The organism is Lysinibacillus sp. FSL K6-0102, assembly GCF_038003545.1.
Classification (GTDB): Bacteria; Bacillota; Bacilli; order Bacillales_A; family Planococcaceae; genus Lysinibacillus; species Lysinibacillus capsici.
Genome location: NZ_JBBOPH010000001.1, coordinates 524,992 through 546,303, shown reverse-complemented (window position 1 = coordinate 546,303; position 21,312 = coordinate 524,992). Strand labels below are relative to the sequence as shown.

At 37.8% G+C, this 21,312-nt stretch carries 21 protein-coding genes, 1 riboswitch and 1 other annotated feature; of the genes, 8 read left to right on the top strand and 13 right to left on the bottom strand.

Annotated elements, in window-relative coordinates; translation table 11 throughout:
- Positions 1–2: 2 nt before the first annotated feature.
- The 3 genes from NYE73_RS02600 to NYE73_RS02590 all read right to left on the bottom strand — a co-directional run bounded on the left by NYE73_RS02600 (position 3) and on the right by NYE73_RS02590 (position 1,198).
- Positions 3–269: a YwdI family protein gene (locus tag NYE73_RS02600; protein WP_048393438.1), complete on the bottom strand. Its 267-nt coding sequence runs from the start codon at positions 267–269 to the stop codon at positions 3–5.
- Positions 269–445, bottom strand: coding sequence for a hypothetical protein (locus NYE73_RS02595; protein WP_048393435.1), 177 nt, complete (start codon positions 443–445; stop codon positions 269–271). The genes NYE73_RS02600 and NYE73_RS02595 overlap by 1 nt, the downstream gene beginning before the upstream one ends.
- Positions 446–520: 75 nt before the next feature.
- Complete coding sequence (locus NYE73_RS02590; RefSeq protein ID WP_259949400.1) at positions 521–1,198, bottom strand: uracil-DNA glycosylase; 678 nt, start codon at positions 1,196–1,198, stop codon at positions 521–523.
- 175 nt (positions 1,199–1,373) lie between these two features.
- On the opposite strand from NYE73_RS02590, the gene thiD reads away from it, so the two are divergent.
- The gene (thiD, locus tag NYE73_RS02585) at positions 1,374–2,204 is read left to right on the top strand and encodes a bifunctional hydroxymethylpyrimidine kinase/phosphomethylpyrimidine kinase (RefSeq protein WP_259949399.1); all 831 of its coding nucleotides are present in this window, start codon (positions 1,374–1,376) and stop codon (positions 2,202–2,204) included.
- Between the two features lie 45 nt (positions 2,205–2,249).
- On the opposite strand, the gene NYE73_RS02580 is transcribed toward thiD, so the two are convergent.
- Entirely contained in the window at positions 2,250–2,798 is a 549-nt protein-coding gene (locus tag NYE73_RS02580; protein ID WP_004227610.1) for an acyl-CoA thioesterase, read from the bottom strand.
- Between the two features lie 196 nt (positions 2,799–2,994).
- Here NYE73_RS02580 and NYE73_RS02575 point away from each other — a divergent pair, with 196 nt between their 5' ends.
- From NYE73_RS02575 to bshB2, 3 genes are all read left to right on the top strand, one after another.
- A complete protein-coding gene (locus NYE73_RS02575) occupies positions 2,995–3,276 on the top strand; it encodes a hypothetical protein (protein WP_048393429.1) in 282 nt (93 codons plus the stop codon).
- Positions 3,277–3,836: 560 nt separating this feature from the next.
- Entirely contained in the window at positions 3,837–4,187 is a 351-nt protein-coding gene (locus NYE73_RS02570; RefSeq protein WP_004225428.1) for a YojF family protein, read from the top strand.
- A 13-nt stretch (positions 4,188–4,200) separates the two neighbouring features.
- A complete protein-coding gene (gene bshB2 / locus NYE73_RS02565; RefSeq protein WP_115674186.1) occupies positions 4,201–4,890 on the top strand; it encodes a bacillithiol biosynthesis deacetylase BshB2 in 690 nt (229 codons plus the stop codon).
- Between the two features lie 41 nt (positions 4,891–4,931).
- Here bshB2 and NYE73_RS02560 read toward each other — a convergent pair whose 3' ends face one another.
- Entirely contained in the window at positions 4,932–5,675 is a 744-nt protein-coding gene (locus NYE73_RS02560) for a TerC family protein (RefSeq protein WP_131520759.1), read from the bottom strand.
- A gap of 289 nt (positions 5,676–5,964) precedes the next feature.
- On the opposite strand from NYE73_RS02560, the gene ilvA reads away from it, so the two are divergent.
- Positions 5,965–7,227 (top strand): threonine ammonia-lyase IlvA, encoded by a 1,263-nt coding sequence (ilvA, locus tag NYE73_RS02555; RefSeq protein WP_259949396.1) that lies wholly within the window; start codon positions 5,965–5,967, stop codon positions 7,225–7,227.
- Positions 7,228–7,741: 514 nt separating this feature from the next.
- On the opposite strand, the gene NYE73_RS02550 is transcribed toward ilvA, so the two are convergent.
- From NYE73_RS02550 to NYE73_RS02540, 3 genes are all read right to left on the bottom strand, one after another.
- On the bottom strand, positions 7,742–8,536 hold the full coding sequence (locus NYE73_RS02550; RefSeq protein WP_054549124.1) for an ABC transporter ATP-binding protein: 795 nt from the start codon (positions 8,534–8,536) through the stop codon (positions 7,742–7,744).
- The gene (locus NYE73_RS02545; RefSeq protein ID WP_009371612.1) at positions 8,529–9,557 is read right to left on the bottom strand and encodes an ABC transporter permease; all 1,029 of its coding nucleotides are present in this window, start codon (positions 9,555–9,557) and stop codon (positions 8,529–8,531) included. The genes NYE73_RS02550 and NYE73_RS02545 overlap by 8 nt, the downstream gene beginning before the upstream one ends.
- 84 nt (positions 9,558–9,641) lie before the next feature.
- Positions 9,642–10,664, bottom strand: coding sequence for an ABC transporter substrate-binding protein (locus NYE73_RS02540; protein ID WP_259949394.1), 1,023 nt, complete (start codon positions 10,662–10,664; stop codon positions 9,642–9,644).
- A 321-nt stretch (positions 10,665–10,985) separates the two neighbouring features.
- A riboswitch (PreQ1 riboswitch) is annotated at positions 10,986–11,030 on the top strand.
- A gap of 6 nt (positions 11,031–11,036) precedes the next feature.
- Between NYE73_RS02540 and NYE73_RS02535 the strand changes: the two genes are divergently transcribed.
- Both NYE73_RS02535 and trpB read left to right on the top strand, forming a co-directional pair.
- Positions 11,037–11,519, top strand: coding sequence for a QueT transporter family protein (locus tag NYE73_RS02535; RefSeq protein ID WP_048393417.1), 483 nt, complete (start codon positions 11,037–11,039; stop codon positions 11,517–11,519).
- Between the two features lie 68 nt (positions 11,520–11,587).
- Positions 11,588–11,787, top strand: a binding site (T-box leader).
- Between the two features lie 58 nt (positions 11,788–11,845).
- Positions 11,846–13,009: a tryptophan synthase subunit beta gene (gene trpB, locus NYE73_RS02530; RefSeq protein ID WP_048393416.1), complete on the top strand. Its 1,164-nt coding sequence runs from the start codon at positions 11,846–11,848 to the stop codon at positions 13,007–13,009.
- A 43-nt stretch (positions 13,010–13,052) separates the two neighbouring features.
- On the opposite strand, the gene NYE73_RS02525 is transcribed toward trpB, so the two are convergent.
- The 3 genes from NYE73_RS02525 to NYE73_RS02515 all read right to left on the bottom strand — a co-directional run bounded on the left by NYE73_RS02525 (position 13,053) and on the right by NYE73_RS02515 (position 17,836).
- Complete coding sequence (locus NYE73_RS02525) at positions 13,053–14,672, bottom strand: long-chain fatty acid--CoA ligase (RefSeq protein ID WP_066037065.1); 1,620 nt, start codon at positions 14,670–14,672, stop codon at positions 13,053–13,055.
- A gap of 188 nt (positions 14,673–14,860) precedes the next feature.
- A complete protein-coding gene (locus tag NYE73_RS02520; protein ID WP_259949390.1) occupies positions 14,861–15,814 on the bottom strand; it encodes an L-threonine 3-dehydrogenase in 954 nt (317 codons plus the stop codon).
- Between the two features lie 351 nt (positions 15,815–16,165).
- A complete protein-coding gene (locus NYE73_RS02515) occupies positions 16,166–17,836 on the bottom strand; it encodes a methyl-accepting chemotaxis protein (protein ID WP_048393415.1) in 1,671 nt (556 codons plus the stop codon).
- Between the two features lie 243 nt (positions 17,837–18,079).
- Between NYE73_RS02515 and NYE73_RS02510 the strand changes: the two genes are divergently transcribed.
- Positions 18,080–19,246 (top strand): FtsW/RodA/SpoVE family cell cycle protein, encoded by a 1,167-nt coding sequence (locus NYE73_RS02510; RefSeq protein ID WP_233436294.1) that lies wholly within the window; start codon positions 18,080–18,082, stop codon positions 19,244–19,246.
- A 56-nt stretch (positions 19,247–19,302) separates the two neighbouring features.
- Here the strand turns inward: NYE73_RS02510 and NYE73_RS02505 are convergent, their stop codons facing one another.
- Together NYE73_RS02505 and NYE73_RS02500 are read right to left on the bottom strand one after the other, a co-directional pair.
- Positions 19,303–20,283, bottom strand: a complete 981-nt coding sequence (locus NYE73_RS02505; RefSeq protein WP_048393411.1) for an N-acetylglucosamine kinase — start codon at positions 20,281–20,283, stop codon at positions 19,303–19,305.
- A gap of 12 nt (positions 20,284–20,295) precedes the next feature.
- The gene (locus NYE73_RS02500) at positions 20,296–21,297 is read right to left on the bottom strand and encodes an asparaginase (RefSeq protein ID WP_259949387.1); all 1,002 of its coding nucleotides are present in this window, start codon (positions 21,295–21,297) and stop codon (positions 20,296–20,298) included.
- Positions 21,298–21,312 lie beyond the last annotated feature (15 nt).

The following is a 21,312-nucleotide window of genomic DNA, read 5'->3' as shown; positions in this document are numbered from 1 at the left end:
GATTAAAAATCAAAAATGGAATCGCCATTGGCTCCATCTTCTTCAATCTTTGCTGTATATAAAGTGGATGGTTTTGACTCTGATACAAGCATTTGCGGTACATGCTTATGAGGAGTGATAGATGGTGCATCACTCGAAGAATCTAACACCACATCACATAATGCTCGAATGGCTGTAAGTGCCTCACGAATTTGCTGATCATTTCCCGCATTTTTTGCGTAAGATAATTGTTTTTCAAGTTGCTGTATAACGGCCTGATAAGAAATCATTACATTCTCCCACTTTCTACTTTTGGTACGAATTTTAAACAATCTACACCCGAGGATTGCTTCACAACAACGGATGGTATTTGCTTTGTTTTAAAGCCATAAGCTGCACATGCTCGTGGGTTTTGAGGGTCCCAGGTTACTTTAAAAAATTGACACTTAAAACAATTCACCTTCATCAATGTCCCTCACTTTCTTCTATATTAAATGTAACATGATTGCTAAAGCGTATAAAGCAAACGATTTGTGCCAATCTATGCTAAACACCAATCAATCGGCTGCTTGCCCCACTCCACTAATTGTTGATTTATCTTTGAATAAGGTTTACTACCAAAGAATCCTCGATAAGCACTTAATGGACTTGGGTGTGGCGCTTCGAGTATGACATGTGGTGTTTTATATTTTCGGATTAATTGCTTTTTGCGTTGCGCTGGTTTGCCCCACAATACAAAAATTAGTGGTTCTTCCCTTGCAGCTAATAGATCGATAACAGCATCGGTAAATTGCTCCCACCCTTGTTCTTTATGGGAATTCGCTTGTCCTGCTCGAACCGTAAGGACCGTATTTAATAGCATAACACCCTGTTCAGCCCACTTTGTTAGCGTTCCATTTTGAGGAATTGGACAGCCTAAATCATCCTGTAGCTCTTGAAACATATTCCGTAAGCTAGGAGGATGTGGAATACCTGGTTTAACAGAAAAGCTTAGCCCATGCGCTTGATTAGGCCCATGATAAGGGTCTTGTCCCAAAATAACAACCTTCACATCATGATATGCTGTTGTATAGAATGCGTTCATCACATCATTGATTGGTGGATAAATAGTTTGTGTCGAATATTCATTTGCGACAAATTGACGTAGTTTTTGATAATATGGTTTTTCTAATTCTTCTTTGAGTACTTCTTGCCAATCATTCGGGAATACTTGTTTCATCGTTCTTTAAGCCCCTTTCTCTTCTTACAACGGTACAAAAAATTAAAGATGAATTCAAGCATCAGTTGAAACTGACCATATAAAAATATAGTATTCTGGCTATTTTTATAGAATCAGAATCGGACTATACTAGATGTTAATTTTATAACTCTTAACGATAAAGGAGATCCTTTACATGACTCTAAAAAAAACATTAACAATTGCTGGTTCAGATACATCAGGCGGTGCAGGAATGCAAGCTGACCTTAAAACATTTCAAGAGCACGGTACATATGGGATGGTGGCATTAACAGTTGTCGTAACAATGGACCCTAACAGCTGGACACATAACGTCACACCTTTGCCAACTGATTTACTACAAAAACAAATTGACACAGCACTTTCCACAGGAATTGATGCCATTAAGACAGGAATGCTCTCAACAGAAGAAATTATTCGTATTGCTGGAAAGGCTATTGCAAATTCAGGGACTACAAATGTTGTCATCGATCCTGTTATGGTATGTAAAGGTGACGATGAAGTACTGAATCCAGGTAACACAGATGCCATGATTCAGCATCTTTTACCACTAGCAGCGGTAACAACACCAAACCTGTTTGAAGCTGGACAATTAGCTGGCACAGGTACACCAAAAAACATTGACGACATGAAGATTGCTGCTCGTAAAATCCATGAACTAGGAGCTAAAGCTGTTGTCATAAAAGGTGGAAAAGCCCTAGCTACTGAAAAAGCAATAGACTTATTCTTTGATGGTGAAACATTCTACTTATTAGAATCTGAAAAAGTTGCATCTACAAATAACCACGGTGCAGGCTGTACTTTTGCTGCCTCTGTCACAGCGAATCTTGCGAATGGTCTTACTATTAAAGATTCTGTCATTGAAGCAAAAGAGTTTGTATCGGCAGCTATTGCACATGGCTGGGCGCTAAATGAATATGTAGGTCCTGTCATGCATGGAGCGAAATCACGCTTTGGTGCTCCACACGTAACAGTAACAGAAATATAAGAATGAAAGGGATGTCTCAAAGTCATTTGAGACATCCCTCTTTTTTTACATATAATTCTCCATCATTTCTAGCCGATAATCCCATGGATCATTCATAGATATAAATTGCGCTAATGCTTTACTTTCCTTTTTACGTTCAGCACGGGCCTTCGCTCGTTCTGAAGCTGTTTCATGCAATTTTGTCTCTTCTACTGTTTCAGGTATTACTCGTGGGACCAGTGCTGGTTTGTTATTTTCATCCAATGCCACGAAAGTTAATAATGCAGTCGCTGCCACCTTTCTCTCCCCAGTTTTCAAGTTTTCAGAAATGACTTTAACAAAAACCTCCATAGAAGACCTTCCCGTCCAAGTTACATAGGATTCGAAATAAACCGAATCTGTTGGGCGAATGGGATGTAGGAAATCGACTGAATCAGTTGAGGCTGTAACACAATCTCTTCTGCTATGCTTTGCAGCTGAAATGGAAGCAACTTGATCAATATCGCTCATCAATCGTCCGCCAAATAATGTATTATGATTATTCACATCGTTTGGAAATACACGACTTGTACGCATCACTCTTGATTCCTTACAATATTTAAAGTCCTTATTCACACCAATTCCCCCTCTAAACGTCTTGTTTATTCCTACTATAATGCTATATTTAAATGGAAAAATCAATGTAATTATTAGAAAATTACAAATACTAAACAATTATTTAATGATGAGTATTTATCCGATAAAGATTAAAATTGGACAAGATACGTTAATGCCTCATACCCCATATATTAGCTGTATGGGAGGGGAAAAAATGAAAAAAAACAAGGTAGAAGACTTAACGGAAGAATCAGGTTTACTAGCTGGAGAAATCACCTCTTCAAAAGTTGAAGTAATTGCCTCCATCATATTAACACTTGGTTACTCATTATCCACCCTTGCCACAATATTGGCTCTGCAGGAGGAGGAAGAATTGGCACAAGCCAAAACTACTGAAACCCAAGATCAAAATCTTTATATGAAGCAAATGTTTAAACAATTACAAAATGTTAATAATCGTTTAGATACAATAGAACGAAAGCTCAATCGATACTAACAAATACATAGCCTACATTAATTTTTAATAAAAAAAACCGCGACTCTCCGTCATAAAGAGAGTCGCGGTTTTTATTATACTATGATAATGAGCTTCATTTTTCTTCCCTTTTTCACAGCTACCTTGCATAACCTGTTCAAGGAACGTCATCTATTGTACCAAGATAGAATTCATTATTTCTGAAATAATACTACCTTCAACAGGTGGAGCTGTCTACACACACAAATTAGGAAGAAGTCATGGTTGCAATATCTTTTCAGATGTGAAAACGGATACAATGCGAAACGACACAGTTTGTACATATTTATTTTCACACTCCCTATATTGATACATTACAATAATTTTTTCAAGAATATTGCTTAAGAACTTGTCATAGGTTTAGAGATGATGATTTATTTCTCTGGATGCTACGATTCAATTTCACACTCTCAAAAATTTGGACAAAATGGCGCTAAGGTTTGTAAATATAAATCATCAATTTTTTTATCAAAGCAATCAATTTCCCTTTGCGAATTTTTTTTACTATACTTAAAGGAGAAATGATCGAGAGGAGTGTTAAGATGCAAGAAGTACAAGTAGAGACGTTGCAAAAATTGCTGAATTCTTTCGCCAACAAAGACGTTTATATTCATCTTGAGACGACAAACGGATCTTATGCAGCACACTATGATGAACAGTTTTTTAATGCAGGTGCTTTTATTCGCAATGCTAAAATTAACTATGAGCTTGCTAAGGTTGTAGATAATGCACCTCATCGTGTGGGTTTAAAATTACCTCATGGCTGGGTTTATGCTCAAGGCATTACACATTTTGAATTAGATGATTTAGGCCGTTTATTAATGGCTGGACTAGACTACTCTGGAAAATTGGCGATTGCGCTTGAAATTAGTGAAACGCCATTTACTTACTAAGGGGGACGACTATTTGAATTTACAACCACAACGTCATATTTTAATTGTGTACCCTCACCCAGATGATGAGGCTTTCTCAGTTGCGGGAACCATCGCCTACTATACAAAGAAAATGAATACACCTGTTACATATGCCTGTTTAACATTAGGCGAAATGGGACGTAATTTAGGTAATCCACCCTTTGCTACACGCGAGTCTTTACCTGAAATCCGTCGTAAGGAATTGGTTGCAGCGGCAGAGGCAATGGGTATTCAAGATTTACGCATGCTTGGTCTACGTGATAAAACAATAGAATTTGAAGATGATGAAAAAATGGTAAAACTAGTGGAAGGGCTAATCGAAGAACTAATGCCTTCTTTAATTTTCACATTTTTACCTGGCTTTGCTGTTCACCCAGACCATGAAGCAACAGCACGTGCTGTAGTTGAAGCTGTACGTCGTATGCCAAAGGCTGCTCGTCCACAAATATTCGGTTGTGCATTCGCCAATGATACGATTGAAAAAAATGGTGAACCACATGTGGTCTATGATATTAGGGAAATGCGAATGGACAAATTAAAAGCATTACAAGCCCATGCGTCTCAGACTGGTTGGATGATGCAGGAGACTGAAAAACGTATTGATGACGGCGAACCAATGAGCGAGAGCTGGCTTAATGTTGAAAAGTTCTATATTGTTGACCCAGATAAATATGTAAAATAAATAAAGTACTGTTCTCATTTTTGGAGAACAGTACTTTTTAATTAGGCAGCTCTTACTCTCTTCATCATATGCACAATGATCGTGATGAAAAAAGCAATCACTAAGAAAAGGAAGAATAAATAATGAGGGATGTGGATATTGAAAACACTTACTAACATTTTTAAGCCGATGACACCTATAATTATGAAGGCTGTTGCTTCAAGCTCTGGTATTTTTTCAATGATGATTAAAAAAACACCTGCAATCGTCCTCATCATTAATATTCCTAACATCCCTCCAATTAAAAGCACCCAGACCTGATCTGATATCGCAAACGCAGCAAAGATTGAGTCAATTGAAAAAGCAATATCCATTAGCTCAACAGAAATGACAGTTGCCCAAAACGTGCCGAAAAGACGCACCATCCATCCTGACCTCTTTACCTCTTTTACACTATCCTCATTCCCTATGTGAAGGAAATGAGCTACACAAAGCCAACCTAAATACAAAGCACCTAATACTTTAATAAACCAAAATTCTACTAGATAAACACCTATGCCAATAAATAAAAATCTAAAAAAATAGGCACCTAGCATACCATACATTAATGCCCGTTTTCGCTGTTTATCTGGTAAATGTTTCACTAGTACCGCTAATACCAGTGCATTATCTGCCGACAGCAAACCTTCTATAATAATTAATGAGGATATTAGTCCCCAGGAGACAGGGTCCATTAGTACTTCTTGCCACATCGCCAAATCAAAAAACTTCCAATATGTTGATAAAATTCCTTGAATGATTTCCACTACATACCCTCCTACTTGTCCTAAGCTAATCTAGTATATGCTTGACCATTTTTGTTATGAGAGTAGTATTTTTTAGATTTGAAACAACAGATTTTCTCCCCTTAAATTGAGCTAATTCTAGGTCTGAGATATTTCTTCTTTATAAAATAATTAGCTATATCAAGATAAAACGCTTACATCATAAAATAGACACGGAAAATTTAGAATTTACTAAAAATTAATCACAAAAAGCAAATAAAGTGTGCTATCATAGATAAATGTTTTAAACGTATAACGGAGGATGAATACTATGGAAGTTGCTGATACTAGAACCGTGCAAGTGGAGAATGTCCTGATTGCACATCATTTTTTAAAAGATGTAGTTGTGCACACACCACTACAAAAAAACGACTATTTATCCGAGAAATACGGAGCTAATATTTATATTAAACGCGAAGATTTACAACATGTACGCTCATTCAAGCTTCGTGGTGCCTATTATAAAATTAAAAAAATCGAGGATGAAGCGCGCAATGCTGGGGTTGTCTGTGCAAGTGCAGGCAATCATGCACAAGGTGTAGCTTATGCCTGTGCCCAATTAAAAATTCAAGCAAGCATTTTTATGCCACAAACAACGCCGAAGCAAAAAATAGACCAAGTACGTATGTTTGGACGTGAATATGTGGAAATTATTTTAGCAGGAGATACATTCGATGATTCTGCTGAAAGCGCGTTGAGCTATTGTGAAGAGCATGGTAAAATCTTCATTCATCCATTTGATGATTTTGATGTCATTGCTGGTCAAGGAACCGTAGCGGTAGAAATTATGAATGATATGGAGGAGCCAATCGACTACATATTCGGAAGTATTGGCGGTGGTGGCTTAATGTCAGGCGTGTCTGCCTACATTAAAAATCTCTCTCCTACTAGTAAAATTATTGGTGTGGAGCCTGCTGGTGCTGGTAGTATGAAGGCTGCCTTTGCTGAAGGTGGCGCAGTTGCTCTTGATTGGATTGATAAATTCGTTGATGGTGCTGCAGTAAAATGCGTCGGTCACCACACTTATGATGTTTGTCGTCGCTATTTAGATGATATTGTTCTTGTACCTGAAGGCAAGGTATGTACAACCATTCTAGATCTATATAATAAACATGCGATTATCGCTGAGCCTGCAGGAGCATTATCAGTGGCAGCTCTTGATTTTTATAAAGAAGAAATTAAAGGTAAGTCAGTCGTTGTCATCATCAGTGGTGGGAATAATGACATTGGACGAATGCAGGAGATTAAAGAAAAGTCACTTATACACGAAGGATTACTTTACTACTTCATCGTCAGCTTCCCTCAGCGTGCCGGAGCATTACGTCAATTCCTCACTAGTGTACTTGGACCAAACGATGACATTACTACCTTTGAATATACCAAGAAAAATAATAAAGAAAGTGGCCCTGCACTAGTCGGCATTGAGTTAGGTGATCGTGCTGAATATGAAGGACTACTTGCCCGAATGGATGAATTCGGCTTCAAATACAAAGAAGTAAACAACGATATTCAACTATTTGGCTTACTCGTTTAAAATGAAGAGCCTCACTTCTCTGAAAGTGAGGCTTTTTTATGCATAAAGTTTATTGATCGTTTAATTTCCCTAAATAAAATTATTCAAACTAGTGCATGAGCGTTTTATATGATGTTGAAAAAACAATATTGTCTGCGGAAAGAGACATTCTGGCAAGGCGAGGGATTGATATCTGTTCCTCCAGCGTCCAGGTGGCGTCTGATGAGCCGCTAAATCCCCTACAACTCCTCTCCAATCAACCCTTTTAAAACTGTTCCTTTCATTTTCTATCATACTAAAAATGCGGAAAAACGATGTGTGACAACGCCCTTCCATAAAGAGTAGTGAGGACCTTTGCTAAATTAATGTGCTGGATTGGAAGGCTACTAGACTCCCATAAGATAGATCGGCACCCCCCACACGTGAAATTAGGGAACCTGTAACGGTCATTCATTTACACCATTCATAAAAACACTATGGATGAAATTTTTTACACTATGAAAAACGCCCATACAAGTGTATGAGCGTTTCGATATTAACCTAATAGAGCACGGTCTGAATTCATTTTTTCCCCACGAATACGTTCAAACTCGGACATTAAATCAGGAATTGTTAATTCATGTTTGCGATCTTCACCAACTTCTAAAATGATTTGGCCTTTGTCCATCATAATAAGACGATTCCCTAAATCTAATGCTTGCTGCATATTGTGCGTTACCATTAATGTCGTTAAATTATCTTTTTCCACTAAATACTTCGTAATACGAGTAATTAACTCTGCACGTGATGGATCAAGTGCAGCCGTATGCTCATCCAGTAATAAAATAGATGGCTTTGTAAAGGTAGCCATTAAGAGCGACAAAGCTTGACGTTCCCCACCTGAAAGTAAGCCTACCTTAGCAGAAAGACGATTCTCAAGATTCAAACCAAGCATCGCTAGCGATTCTTTAAAAAATTCACGACGCTTTTTGTCCACACCATTGCGTAGCCCTCTATGCTTATTTCGAGAGTATGCTAATGCTAGATTTTCTTCAATTGTCATCGTAGGTGCAGTTCCTGCCATTGGGTCCTGGAAGACACGCCCAATGTATTGAGAGCGTTTATATTCAGGCAAACTTGTCACATCATTACCATCAATCAATACTGTACCGAAATCGGGTGTTAAAGCACCTGAAATCATATTCATCATCGTTGATTTACCTGCACCATTACTACCTATAATTGTCACAAAATCACCGGGCTTTAAATGTAGGTTTATCTCCGCAAGTGCAATCTTCTCATCAGGTGTTCCTTCATTAAATACCTTATTAATACCATGTAATTTAAGCAAGGCCATTACCTCCCTGCTCTACTTTTTTTACTTGTGAAAGTTCTGCAGCACGTTTAGCTTTACGTTTACGTTCTTTACTCTTATTAATAAATTGCGGTAAGATCAGCGCCAAAATAACGATGATCGCTGTAATTAATTTCATGTCTCCTGAATCAAGGAAATCTACACGTAATGCTAAAGCTAATATAATACGATAAATGATGGCTCCTGCAATAACTGCAAACGTTGTACGGATAATAGTTTTAGTCCCAAAAATAGCTTCACCAATAATAACGGATGCGAGACCGATCACAATCATACCAATCCCCATACTAACATCAGAGAACTTCGAGTATTGTGCGATTAAAGCTCCAGAAAATGCGACAAGCGCATTGGAAAGACCTAGCCCTAAAATGATAAGTGTATCTGTATTTGCAGAGAAGCTGCGAATCATTCGTTTATTATCACCAGTTGCTCGGATAGCTAGCCCAACCTCTGTCTTTAAGAACCAGTCTGCTATTAACTTAATTAAAATCGTGATGATTAATACAACAATCAGCACACTCCATGTACCTGGTACATGCTGAAAGCCTATGCTTTTTAATAGGTTATTGATAGCATCATCGATCCCTAAATTACTCCAAAAAGATTGAAACTTTGAAAAGATTGTTTCAGAGTTTAGTAGTGGAATATTCGGGCGACCTATCGTATTTTCTGCAGTTAACCCCATGATACGTAGATTAATCGAGTATAAAGCAATCATCATTAAAATTCCTGATAAAAGCGGATTAATCTTTCCTTTCGTGTGAAGAATTCCTGTCATACATCCAGCAATAAATCCAGCAACAATTGCCACTAAAGTCGCTAAGATTGGGTGGTAGCCAAGCAAAACCATTGTTGCTGCAGTTGCCGCCCCTGTTACAAAGCTTCCATCAACCGTTAAATCCGGAAAATCTAACACCCGAAATGTTAAATATACACCAAGTGCCATAATTGCATAGATGATTCCTTGCTCCACTGCGCCAAATAATGCTAAAAACATCGTTGAATCATCTCCTAAATCTCTTTATTATTTATATCACTTGTAAAATGAAGATAAAGCGGGGATAGTGCACCCCGCTTCGTTTTACTGTTCTAGAATTTCGGCACCCCAAGAATCTTTAATTTCGATGCCTAAATCATCTGCAACTTTTTTATTGATTAATAATTTCAGATTTTGTGGGTATTGTGCTGGTGTATCGGCAGGTGTAGCTTCACCTTTTAAAATTTTCACAGCCATTTGACCTGCTTCATAACCGATATCGAAATATTCAAAACCATAAGCTGCTAAACCGCCACGTGCTACAGAATCTAGTTCTCCTACAATTAATGGTAATTTATTAGTATTGGCAACATCAATTACCGATTCTAATGCAGAAACAACTGTGTTATCAGTAATAATATAGAAAGCGTCTACTTTACCAATTAGAGACTCTGTCGCTTGTTTTACATCCGCTGAAGTAGATGCTGATGCTTCTACCACCGCTAAACCTTGTTCGTCCATAACCTTTTTCACTTCTGAAACTTGTGCAACTGAGTTTTGCTCACCCGCATTGTAGACCATCCCTACTTTTTTCGCACCAAGTTCTTTTAGGAATGCTACAGTTTTAGAAATCGTTTCTGGATGTAAATCGATTGTGCCTGTAATATTTTTCCCTGGCTTCTCCATTGAGTCAATTAGCTGTGCACCAACAGCATCTGTAACAGATGTAAAAATAATTGGAATATCACTTGTTGCTGTTGCAGCGGCTTGTGCAGAAGGTGTAGAGTTTGCAAAAATTAAATCTACGTTTGCACTTACTAGATTGTTAGCAATCGTTGTGTTAAGGCTATTATCTCCCTGTGCAATTTGTGGATCGTAGTCAACTTTTAAACCAGCATCTTCAATTGCTTTTTTAAAGCCTTCCGTTGCTGCGTTTAACGATGGATGCTCAACAATTTGAGTAATCCCGATTTTATATGTTTTATCATCTGCATTTCCGCTCTCACTTGCATTGTTTGATTCATTTCCTTTTGAATCTGTTGTACCTGAGCCACTGCTACCACAAGCAGCAAGAAGCAACACTAATCCAAAAAGAAGGAATGACAACTTCTTTACATTGCTTTTCACAAATAATCCCCCCGATTATATTCTCGAATATCTATCGCACTTTATCCAAACAAAGTGTGAATGTATCGCTATATTATCGTTATTATCGAGCTCCGTCAACAACATTATGAATGTTCTGACTTTTAAAAGTGACAAAATATTTTAGTTTTTCATTTAATTTGGCGCTTTAAACCGCTAAACTACGCTGTTTTAGTTATTCGATTTCTTTTTTCAACATAGTAAAAAATATTTATGACAATTTTGCGACGATAGGACATTATAGACAAAGTCTGACATTTGACTTCTACTAGATATCTATAATAAAATATTTACTTGTGTGAAAGCACCGTGGTTCGTAACCATCCCACGAAAAAAAACTAAGGAGAAATGAATATGAAGATAAAATTTTTAGCAGCAAGTGGTATCATTGCGGCTCTCTATATAGCTGTAACCATGCTTGTTGCACCATTTGGTTTTACAGAGGTTCAGTTCCGAGTATCTGAGATGTTTAACCATTTAGTGGCCTTTAATCCACGCTTTGCCGTAGGGATTATTATTGGTGTATTGATCTCTAATCTCTTTTCACCACTTGGCATTTACGATTTAGTTTTTGGTGTAGGTCATTCAATGATTACACTTGGCCTGTTTATTTTGATCTGTAAATTTGTCAAAAATATTTGGGCACGTTTAATTATTAATACATTGCTCTTTACATGTACTATGTTTATCATTGCCTTTGAGCTGAACTTGGCTTTAGAGTTGCCATTTTTCTGGACTTGGCTAACAGTCGCGGCGGGTGAATTTGTTGTATTAGCTGTAGGTGCACCGATTATGTATGTATTAAACAAACGCCTTCACTTTAAAAATTTGATTTAACTGACGGATCTTTTTAGATTCGTCTTTTTTCTTGACACTATTCTGAAAATACTCTACAATTCTTTCTAATAAATGCAAGGAAGAAGAGTAGTAGCAAGCATTGTTACTTTTAGAGAGCTGGTGGTTGGTGCAAACCAGTAGTACAGACTTGTGAATGGACTTCAGAGCAGCCTTATCAAATGTAAGGCCGTTTCGCTCCCCGTTACCGGAGCAGGAAAGCGCGCAAAAATTGCGAATGAAGGTGGCACCACGGTTACTCGTCCTTTTTATGAGGGATTGGAGTGGCTTTTTTTTTGGAAAAATTAGCATAGAGGAGTCGAGTTAAGATGAGTACAGTAGTAGAAAAAAAGGGATATTTCGGTGAATTTGGTGGAAGCTTTGTTCCAAAGGAGCTTCAAAATGTTTTAAATAGACTAGATGAGAATTTTCAAAAGTATAAAGAGGATGATGATTTTAAGCAAGAATTAGATTACTATTTCCGTGAATATGTCGGTCGTAAATCCCCTCTTTATTTTGCAGAGAATTTAACAAAGCAATTAGGTGGCGCAAAAATTTATTTAAAACGTGAAGACCTTAACCACACAGGCTCCCATAAAATCAATAATGTATTAGGACAAATTTTACTAGCTAAACGTATGGGAGCAAATCGCGTGATTGCCGAAACAGGGGCAGGTCAACATGGTGTAGCAACAGCTACAGCGTGTGCCATGTTTGGAATGGATTGCACGATTTATATGGGCTTGGAAGATACAAAACGTCAGGCATTGAACGTATTTCGCATGGAACTTCTCGGAGCGAAAGTTGTAGCTGTCGATAAAGGGCAAGGACGCTTAAAGGATGCAGTAGATGAGGCATTCGCTGACTTAGTAGAAAACTATGAAACAACCTTCTATTTATTAGGCTCAGCAGTTGGACCACACCCCTTCCCATCAATGGTTAAACATTTTCAATCAGTGATTAGCCGCGAAAGTCGTGAACAGATTTTAGAAAAGGAAGGAAAGCTGCCGACAGCTGTTCTTGCCTGTGTAGGAGGCGGTAGTAATGCCATTGGGGCATTTGCTGATTATATTGCAGACGAAGATGTTCGTCTTATTGGAATAGAGCCAGACAAAGCTGCTACCTTAAACGAAGGAACACCAGGAGAGCTACACGGCTTCAAATGTTTAGTACTTCAGGACGCAGAAGGCAACCCACTCCCTACCTATTCAATAGCAGCTGGTTTAGATTATCCAGGTGCGGGGCCTGAGCATAGCCATTTGAAAACAATCGGTCGTGCTGAATATGTGACCGTGACAAATGAAGAAGTTTTAGATGCCTTCCAAGTACTTTCTAAGGTTGAAGGTATTATTCCTGCTCTTGAAAGCTCACATGCAGTCGCACATGCTCTAAAATTAGCACCAACTTTATCATCTGAGGAAAGCATTATTATTAATATCTCTGGTCGTGGCGATAAAGACGTTGAACAAGTCTTCCACATGCTAACTAAATAACTCAAAAAAGAGCGACTTCCATTTACGGAAATCGCTCTTTTACCTATACCAATGATTTAGGATAAATTTCTGCTACATTATCTCGCAGCTTCGCTTTCAGGAATTTTCCGACAGATGTCTTTGGAATTTCTTCTAGAAAGACGACTGCATCTGGTACCCACCACTTGGCAAATTGATTTTCTAAAAAAGCAAGAAGCTCTGGTTCAGTTACTGATTGTCCCTCTTTCAATACAACACAAGCTAATGGACGCTCCTGCCATTTAGCATGGGGCATGGCAATGACAGCCGCTTCTAAAACGGCATCATGAGTCATCAGCGCATTTTCCAAATCAACAGAGGAAATCCATTCCCCACCTGATTTAATAAGATCCTTCGTACGGTCCGTAATTTTAATAAAGCCATCTGCTGTTCGTACAGCAATATCACCAGTATATAACCAACCATCTCGATAAGCATCTGCTGTTCGCTCATCACGATAGTATTCGTTGGAAATCCATGGGCCTTTTAAACGTAATTCCCCCATTGTTTCGCCATCCCAAGGTACCTCCCCCGCCTCATTAATAATACTAGATTCGATACCTGCCATTGTCATCCCTTGCATCGCTCGAGCTTCAATACGTTTTTCAATCGGCCAATCTTCCATCCATGACATATAATTAGACAATGCCACGATTGGTGTAGTTTCCGTCATGCCATAGACAACAATATAAGGAATTCCATATTTTTCTTCAAATGTCCGAATGAGTCGAGTTGGTGAAGCCGATCCACCACAGCATATCGCTCTTAAAGAACTAATATCTCGTTCTTTCTTTTCCTGTTCCTGTAAGGCACCTATCCAAATGGTTGGAACACCAGCAGTTAATGTAACCTTTTCTTGTTCGATTAAATCCATTATTAATGCTGAAGTAAATTGCGGACCTGGTAGAACTTGTGTAGCACCCACATTGACACTAGCAAAAGGCAAGCCCCATGCATTTGCATGAAACATGGGTACAATCGGCATCACGACATCTCTTTCCGCAATTCCCATAGAGTCAGACATACTCAGCATGATACTGTGTAGTACTAAACCCCGATGGGAATAGACAACCCCCTTTGGATTCCCTGTTGTGGCGCTTGTATAGCACATACCGGCAGGTGCTTCTTCATCAATATCCTCTGGAAATTGAAATTCTTCATCAGCAGTAGCTAATATGTCCTCATAGGATAAAACATTTTGTAATGTAGTCTTTGGCAAAGCTGGTTCATCCGTCATAATGATATAATGTTTCACTGTCTCAAGTTTTGGCGCAATATTTTCAATGATCGGTAATAAATCTACATCGACCATTAAAATCTCATCTTCTGCATGATTAATAATATAGATCAAATGCTCTTCTGATAAACGAATATTTACCATGTGTAAGATTGCCCCTGAGCAAGGCACAGCAAAATAAGCTTCTAAATGTCGATGCTGATTCCACGCAAAGGAGCCGACTTTTGTTCCTCTTGTCATCCCAAGCTTCGTAAGGGCATCTGCTAAACGACGCGTTCTTTTTGCCCACTGCCCATATGTTAAACGATGTATTTTGTGTGGGCTTGTCCGTGAAATAATTGATTTTCTTGCAAAATAGCTCTCTGCTCGTTTAAAAAAACTAGTTAAAACTAATGGTGCTTGCATCATAAAACCCATCATCCCTTCATTTGTGAATTTCCCCTTGTGAAATTATCATAGCATCAATTTAACTGAATACTATTAATATTCCGAATATTATTATATTTTAATTTCATAATTTAATCTATATATTCCAATAATTTTCTTTTATATATAAAAAAACGGATGAAGTCTAGTCTTCACCCGTTGCCTATCTATTATGAAATTGCTTTTTTATGCAGTTTAATTTTCAATTTTTCTAACATATCTACCGTCATTTTAGCTAAATCATATTCTGCTTTGAAGCCCCACTCTTTTTGAGCCGCTTCAATATTTAAAGAGTTTGGCCAGCTATCTGCAATGGCTTGACGAACAGGATCTACCTGATAGCTCATTGTGAAATTTGGTAAGTGTTTCTTGATTTCAGCCGCGATTTGCGAAGGTTCGAAGCTCATGGCTGTAATATTAAAAGCATTGCGATGAATAAGCTTACTACCGTCTGCTTCCATTAAATCTACAATAGCTTGTAAGGCATCTGGCATGTACATCATATCCATAAATGTACCTTCCTGAATATACGATGTATATTTGCCTTGTTCGATGGCTTCATAGAAAATTTCTACAGCATAATCTGTTGTACCACCACCTGGAGGTGTTACATAAGAAATTAGCCCAGGGAAGCGTACTCCGCGTGTATCAACACCAAAACGATTAAAGTAATAATCGCATAATAACTCACCCGCTACCTTATTTACCCCATACATAGTTGTTGGTCTTTGCAAAGTATCCTGTGGTGTATCTTCCTTAGGTGTAGACGGACCAAACGCACCAATTGAGCTTGGCGTGAAAAATTGCATATTTAACTCACGTGAAACTTCTAACGCATTCATTAATCCACCCATATTTAAATTCCAAGCTAACAATGGATTTCTCTCTGCTGTAGCTGATAATAATGCTGCTAAATGCATCATCGTATCTGCACCGAAGTCCTTTGCTAAATCATGCATTCTTTGTCCATCTGTCACGTCCAATATTTCAAATGGGCCCTTAGTATGTTCAAGCTTTCTAATGTCTGTAGCAAGTATATTGTCCTCTCCATAAATACCACGAAGTTTTTCTACTAGCTCAGAACCAATTTGACCAAGTGCTCCAGTAACAACAATCTTTTTCATTTCCCAAAACCTCCACATGTGAACAATTGTACTTTCTGAAAGTACAAAAATACATTAATAAACATTGATTTAATAACACTTTCAATGAAATTCATTATAATGTGTTCGTTTTGAAAATACAACAATTATATTAATAATATTCCTTACAAAGAACATACAATCCCTTATTCACAGTATATGAGAACAAGAAAAATATTGTGCTACAAAAATATACAAAACACATTTGTACATCTCAAAAACACAAATCATTTACACTTTCATAAGCTAGTTTTGTAACCATGCAAAAAAAGAATCTTCTTTGCTATTTTTTGCAAAGAAGACCCTTTTTGAATATTATTCTTTAATATTAAATTATATCGAAAAACGTTTGACAGCTATTTGCAAAACTTTTGATACTTTGCGCAATTCCTTAATATAATTATGGAACTGTTGCTGAGCTTTTAATTGATCAGCTGTTAACGTAGCAACATGCTTAGTAGACACGGCATTCGTATCGGATAAGGCTGTCAGCATACCCGCATCCTCACTTACCTTCTGCGTGTGATTGGCAATCTCTTGAACCGTAGCAGATACTTCCATAATATATGGCTTAATAGTATGTACTTTTTCTAAAATTTGATCAAAACTTGACGCAGTTTGTCCTGTAACAGCTACACCTTTTTCAGTCGCTACTAAAACCCCTTCCATCATTTGTACCGCATAACTCGAATCTAGATGGATGTTCTGTACAATGGATGTAATCGTTTGTGTCGATTGAACAGTTTGCTCTGCAAGCTTACGAACCTCATTAGCCACTACTGCAAAGCCTTTACCATGCTCTCCTGCTCTAGCGGCTTCAATTGAAGCGTTTAAAGCCAGTAAGTTAGTTTGCGCTGTTATTCTTTCTATTACTTCAATCATTTGATCAATCGATGCAGCCCGCTCTACTAAATTAAAGATAGCTGTATTAGATTTTTCAACCGCCTGCTTAATAGCTTGCATTTGTGTTAAATTAGCCTGTACAATTTCAGTTCCACTTTCTGCATCTCTGGCCGTTTTTTGTGCAAAACTTTCTACAACCTGAACCTTTTCTAAAATAACCTGTACATCATTTAAAACCTCCTCTAAGGAAGCAGTATTCGAAGCTAGTTTACTAGAAGAAGCAGACGTTGACTCTGAAATAGATTGTACATCCTTCGCTATTTTTAATGTCGTTGTTGATGATTGCTCAGAGGATTTCTGCAATTTCCCTGTCATTTCTTCTACTTCATAGGCACTGTCTGTGACAGTATGGAGTAGTCGTTTCACCTCTGTTACCATTTGATTGTATGACAGAACTACTTCACCAAGCTCATCATGAGCTACATAACTTGCATTGGCAGTGAAATCACCTTGTTCTGCTCGTTTTAATAATGACTTTAGTTGACGGGTTGGCACATTGACTGCCTTCGTTGCAATAAAGCCGATAAGGATAACAAGCAAGACAACCGCTAAGCATACGCCACCTAGTAACCAGTAGCCAAATTGTACATCTTTTTGATAAGCCTGCTGTTGGTCTTTTGCTCGTTGAACCAAATAATTTTGCGTGTCTTCTAATAATGCATGACTCTCCTGACTAATTGGTAAAAATGTTTGCACATAAAACTGATCTAGCTCACCATGGTTCAATTGCTTAAAGTTCTCAATGGCTTCTTCCTGCTTCTTAAGCAATGACTTATACTTCTTAATTTGATGACTCATCTTCTTGTCAATTTCTTGGCTATCTAGATGATCTAAAGGCTGCGCCATGTTTTGTAAAATGGCTGTCATTTCTTTATCGTCACCCTTCGAATCTACTATAAAATCTAATCGACGCTGTGATTCTTCTAGCTCATTTAGCCATCCAATTGGGACCAGTCCCTGTGTGTAACTCTCACTTGCATGCCACGACATTTTCCTTAAATAATCTACACTGAATACACCTAGCAATACATTCGATAATACACAAACAATCATGAGTACAAGTAACTTGTCCTTCACCTTAATGAAACGGAAAAAATGCATGATCCTTGGCTCCTCCTCCAACTCTTACCAATAATGATAGTATAGAGATATAAAGCCAGTGTTATATTTTTGTAAATTTTAATCGAAATATTAAGAATTTATACCCATCATTTAGTTTTATTTAGGTAATTTAACTCGCTAAATTAGCCAGATTATTGCTACTTATTCATACTATTTTTAGAAAAACATTCGCAACCTTCCATACATTGTAAGCGTTCATACTAGAGAATGGAGGTGTTACATTTGACGCAATTCAAGAAGTTAGATTGGAGTTTAGTAATAAGTCTTCTTTTACTCGGCGCTATTAGTTGCCTTTTTGTCCATTCTAGTAGTGTAAATTTTGAACAGTATGCAAGCTCCTTTATTATCAAACAGTTTTTATTTTATGTCATCGGATTAACCATCATGCTTGGAATATCCTTGCTTGATATTGAACAGTTGAAGAAGATTGGATGGCCATTTTACTTCCTAATAGTTGCTTTAACGGCTGGTCTTATTGTTGCTCCTGAAAGCATTGCTCGAACGATCAATCAGGCAAAATCATGGTATCAAATCCCGTTTTTAGGTTCTCTCCAACCCTCGGAATTTTTAAAGTTCGCTTTTTTAATAGTTGTGAGTAAGGTCATTATTGCTCATCAAGAGAAAAATGTCCGCCCCTCCTATCTAGCAGATTTTTGGTTACTTATAAAAATCGGGCTAATTGTCCTTCCTCCTACGCTACTTGTTTATAGACAACCCGATACAGGTATGGTCATGTTGTATATGGCAATGATTTTACCGATGATTTTCTTTTCAGGTATTCATAGAAAGCTTCTTGTCGTATTTACGGCTGTTCCTCTAGTTATCATCAGTACGCTGGTAGTGCTCTATGTCAGATTTAATGAATTTTTTACAGAGAAGGTTTTAGGTGCTCTATCAGGACATCAGATTTCTAGAATTTATGGATGGCTTCAGCCTTATGAATATACAGATTCTTCTTTTCAAGTACGCCAAGGCTTTATGGCTATCGGGTCAGGAGAATTTGTGGGCAAGGGCTATCTACATAACAATGTCTATGTACCAGAAAAACATACCGATTTTATATTCTCTGCTATTGCAGAAGAGCTAGGTTTTATTGGAGGAGCATTTGTAATCGCGCTACTTTTTTTTGTTATCTATCGTATTGTCGTTATTACGGTAGTAGCGCGAGACCCCTTTATGACTTTAATGGGGGCAGGTATTTCAAGCTTACTAGCCTTTCAAATTACTCAAAATATCGGCATGACCATTGGGCTTTTACCTGTCACAGGTGTCACCCTACCCTTTTTAAGCTATGGTGGAAGTTCGTTATTATCCAATTTTATGCTTATCGGAATCGTCATGATCATTCATAATTCATATAAGGGGTATATGTTTAAAGTAGGAGACTGACAAAATGCAAGTAGAGACATGTATATGCTATTCTCTACTTGCTAAGTTAAGGGGGATTAATTCGTTAAAAACTTCTTCATACTTGCATTATATTGATCGATAAATAGCTTTGCCTCATTATATGGTAATCTTAAAGCAGCTAAAGCGGCACCACCTACCGGTAAGCTATAAGCACCCACGAAGTCATACTGATTACTATTCTTTTTATCAATAGCGATTAATTTTTTAGTAAATAGCTCCAATTCATTAAAAACGCCACCAGCTAGCACTACTTTGACTTGCTTATGTGCAAACGGGTTTTTTTTGTAACAAGCGTCTATACTTTGATAAAAAACATGGCACACTTGATCAATAATTGTATTGGCTTCTCCATCACCACGTTTAGCGCATTCAATTGCAACCTTACTTAAAGGTGATATGGTATCCCGCGGATGCCCTTCGCCATATACCACTTCAATTATCTGCGGAACGGATTGTAATCGAAAATATTCTAATACCGCTGCTGTTAGAAGCGTTTCAGGACCTCTTTTGTCGAATGCTTTAAATACCGCTTTTAATGTGCGAATGCCAATATCATAGCCACTGCCCTCATCATCAAAAATATAACCCCATCCTGCTGTACGCTCAATTCTTCCAGATGCATCTATACTGAGTGTAATCGCACCCGTACCAGAAATTTGTACAATGCCTGGCTGCCCCAAGGTTCCCGCATACAGCGCGTTCATTCCATCATTCGATAGTGATAGTTGACAGTCTTTCGGTAAAAGCGAGGTTAATAATGCATAGGTAATTTTCTCATTATTATTTTCTGTTACACCAGACAGGCCAGCATGGCACTTTGTAATGTGTTGAAATTCGTGAGGCTGTTGTCTTTTTAAATTATTTATTAATTCTGTTATCGTCTCTGTAAAATGCTCGAAGCTCATGGATGTGGGATTACTTTTGCCTGTTTCTGCTAGCGCCATAATTTGCCCATGACATGTTGAGATTGTTGCAATCGTTTTCGTTCCACCGCCATCTATTGCCAAAACATGCAAGTGCCTTCACCTCTATACAATTTTAATTGTAGATACAATTTCTCCTACCTCTACCCCTGCATCATTACGCACAAATGCAGGAGACAATGCTTTAATACGCTCAATTGTTTCTTGATTTGTATACTGCATTTGTTCCAATACAGAAGCAATTACATTGGGCCACGGACTTTCGGAGCCATTCATAATTTTCAAGGCAAAACTTACTCCTTCATTTCTTAGAGCAAAACAGTATACACCCTGTGCTCCGCCCTTCGCCACAATATTAGGGTCCTTTAATAATGCTGTACAAATAAAGTTTTGTGCTGCAATGATATGACTCTCTTGATTCATTACTGTTGTAAGCTTTATTACTGCTTCACGAATCAGTTGATCATCAATTAATTCTGGTCTTGCTAACTTTAAATAAGCAATGGCCATGTTTTTTAACGGAATCGCAAAGACGGGCGCACCACAGCCATCAATCCCTGTACGAATTCCCTCTATCTCATATTCACTTAAATAAGCAATATATTTTTTTATCATCTGTTGCAGTGGATGTTCTGGATGACAATATTGCTTGACATCATAGCCATTTGCTAAACATGCAGTTAAAAATCCTAAATGCTTGCCCGCGCAATTATGAAAGAGTTTCCTCTTTTCAAATCCCTGTTGAATATACTGTGTTTTAGGTTCCTCATTTAACGGATAGGATGCTGCACAAATTAAATCATTTTCATTAATAGGGAGTTTTTCCAGCAAAGAGACTAATGCCTCTTGATGATAAATTTCGCCTCTTTGCGAAGCCAGAAATAATGCACTTTCATTTGAAGTAATCCCGTATTTTTCTATAAAATCAGTCATAAAAATGGGAATGGCTTGAAATGGTTTTGCTGCAGAACGAAAATACACAGGCTCATAGTCTTGACCTACAGAGACGAATTCTTCCTTCGTTAGATTCACAGCACTCATTTGTCCATAATGCACATTTTCCATTAATCCTGAACGATACTCCTTTAAAAATTCTGAGTAAGCCACGAATCAACCAACCTT

What these genes read in the sequence shown, in the direction of transcription:
- NYE73_RS02515 (WP_048393415.1), bottom strand. Translation starts at nt 17,836, where the DNA reads ATGCATTTTTTCCGTTTCATTAAGGTGAAGGACAAGTTACTTGTACTC.
- NYE73_RS02570 (WP_004225428.1), top strand. Translation starts at nt 3,837, where the DNA reads ATGCAAGAAGTACAAGTAGAGACGTTGCAAAAATTGCTGAATTCTTTC.
- NYE73_RS02600 (WP_048393438.1), bottom strand. Translation starts at nt 269, where the DNA reads ATGATTTCTTATCAGGCCGTTATACAGCAACTTGAAAAACAATTATCT.
- NYE73_RS02525 (WP_066037065.1), bottom strand. Translation starts at nt 14,672, where the DNA reads ATGATGCAAGCACCATTAGTTTTAACTAGTTTTTTTAAACGAGCAGAG.
- NYE73_RS02535 (WP_048393417.1), top strand. Translation starts at nt 11,037, where the DNA reads ATGAAGATAAAATTTTTAGCAGCAAGTGGTATCATTGCGGCTCTCTAT.
- NYE73_RS02545 (WP_009371612.1), bottom strand. Translation starts at nt 9,557, where the DNA reads ATGTTTTTAGCATTATTTGGCGCAGTGGAGCAAGGAATCATCTATGCA.
- NYE73_RS02595 (WP_048393435.1), bottom strand. Translation starts at nt 445, where the DNA reads ATGAAGGTGAATTGTTTTAAGTGTCAATTTTTTAAAGTAACCTGGGAC.
- ilvA (WP_259949396.1), top strand. Translation starts at nt 5,965, where the DNA reads ATGGAAGTTGCTGATACTAGAACCGTGCAAGTGGAGAATGTCCTGATT.
- NYE73_RS02575 (WP_048393429.1), top strand. Translation starts at nt 2,995, where the DNA reads ATGAAAAAAAACAAGGTAGAAGACTTAACGGAAGAATCAGGTTTACTA.
- NYE73_RS02520 (WP_259949390.1), bottom strand. Translation starts at nt 15,814, where the DNA reads ATGAAAAAGATTGTTGTTACTGGAGCACTTGGTCAAATTGGTTCTGAG.
- NYE73_RS02590 (WP_259949400.1), bottom strand. Translation starts at nt 1,198, where the DNA reads ATGAAACAAGTATTCCCGAATGATTGGCAAGAAGTACTCAAAGAAGAA.
- thiD (WP_259949399.1), top strand. Translation starts at nt 1,374, where the DNA reads ATGACTCTAAAAAAAACATTAACAATTGCTGGTTCAGATACATCAGGC.
- trpB (WP_048393416.1), top strand. Translation starts at nt 11,846, where the DNA reads ATGAGTACAGTAGTAGAAAAAAAGGGATATTTCGGTGAATTTGGTGGA.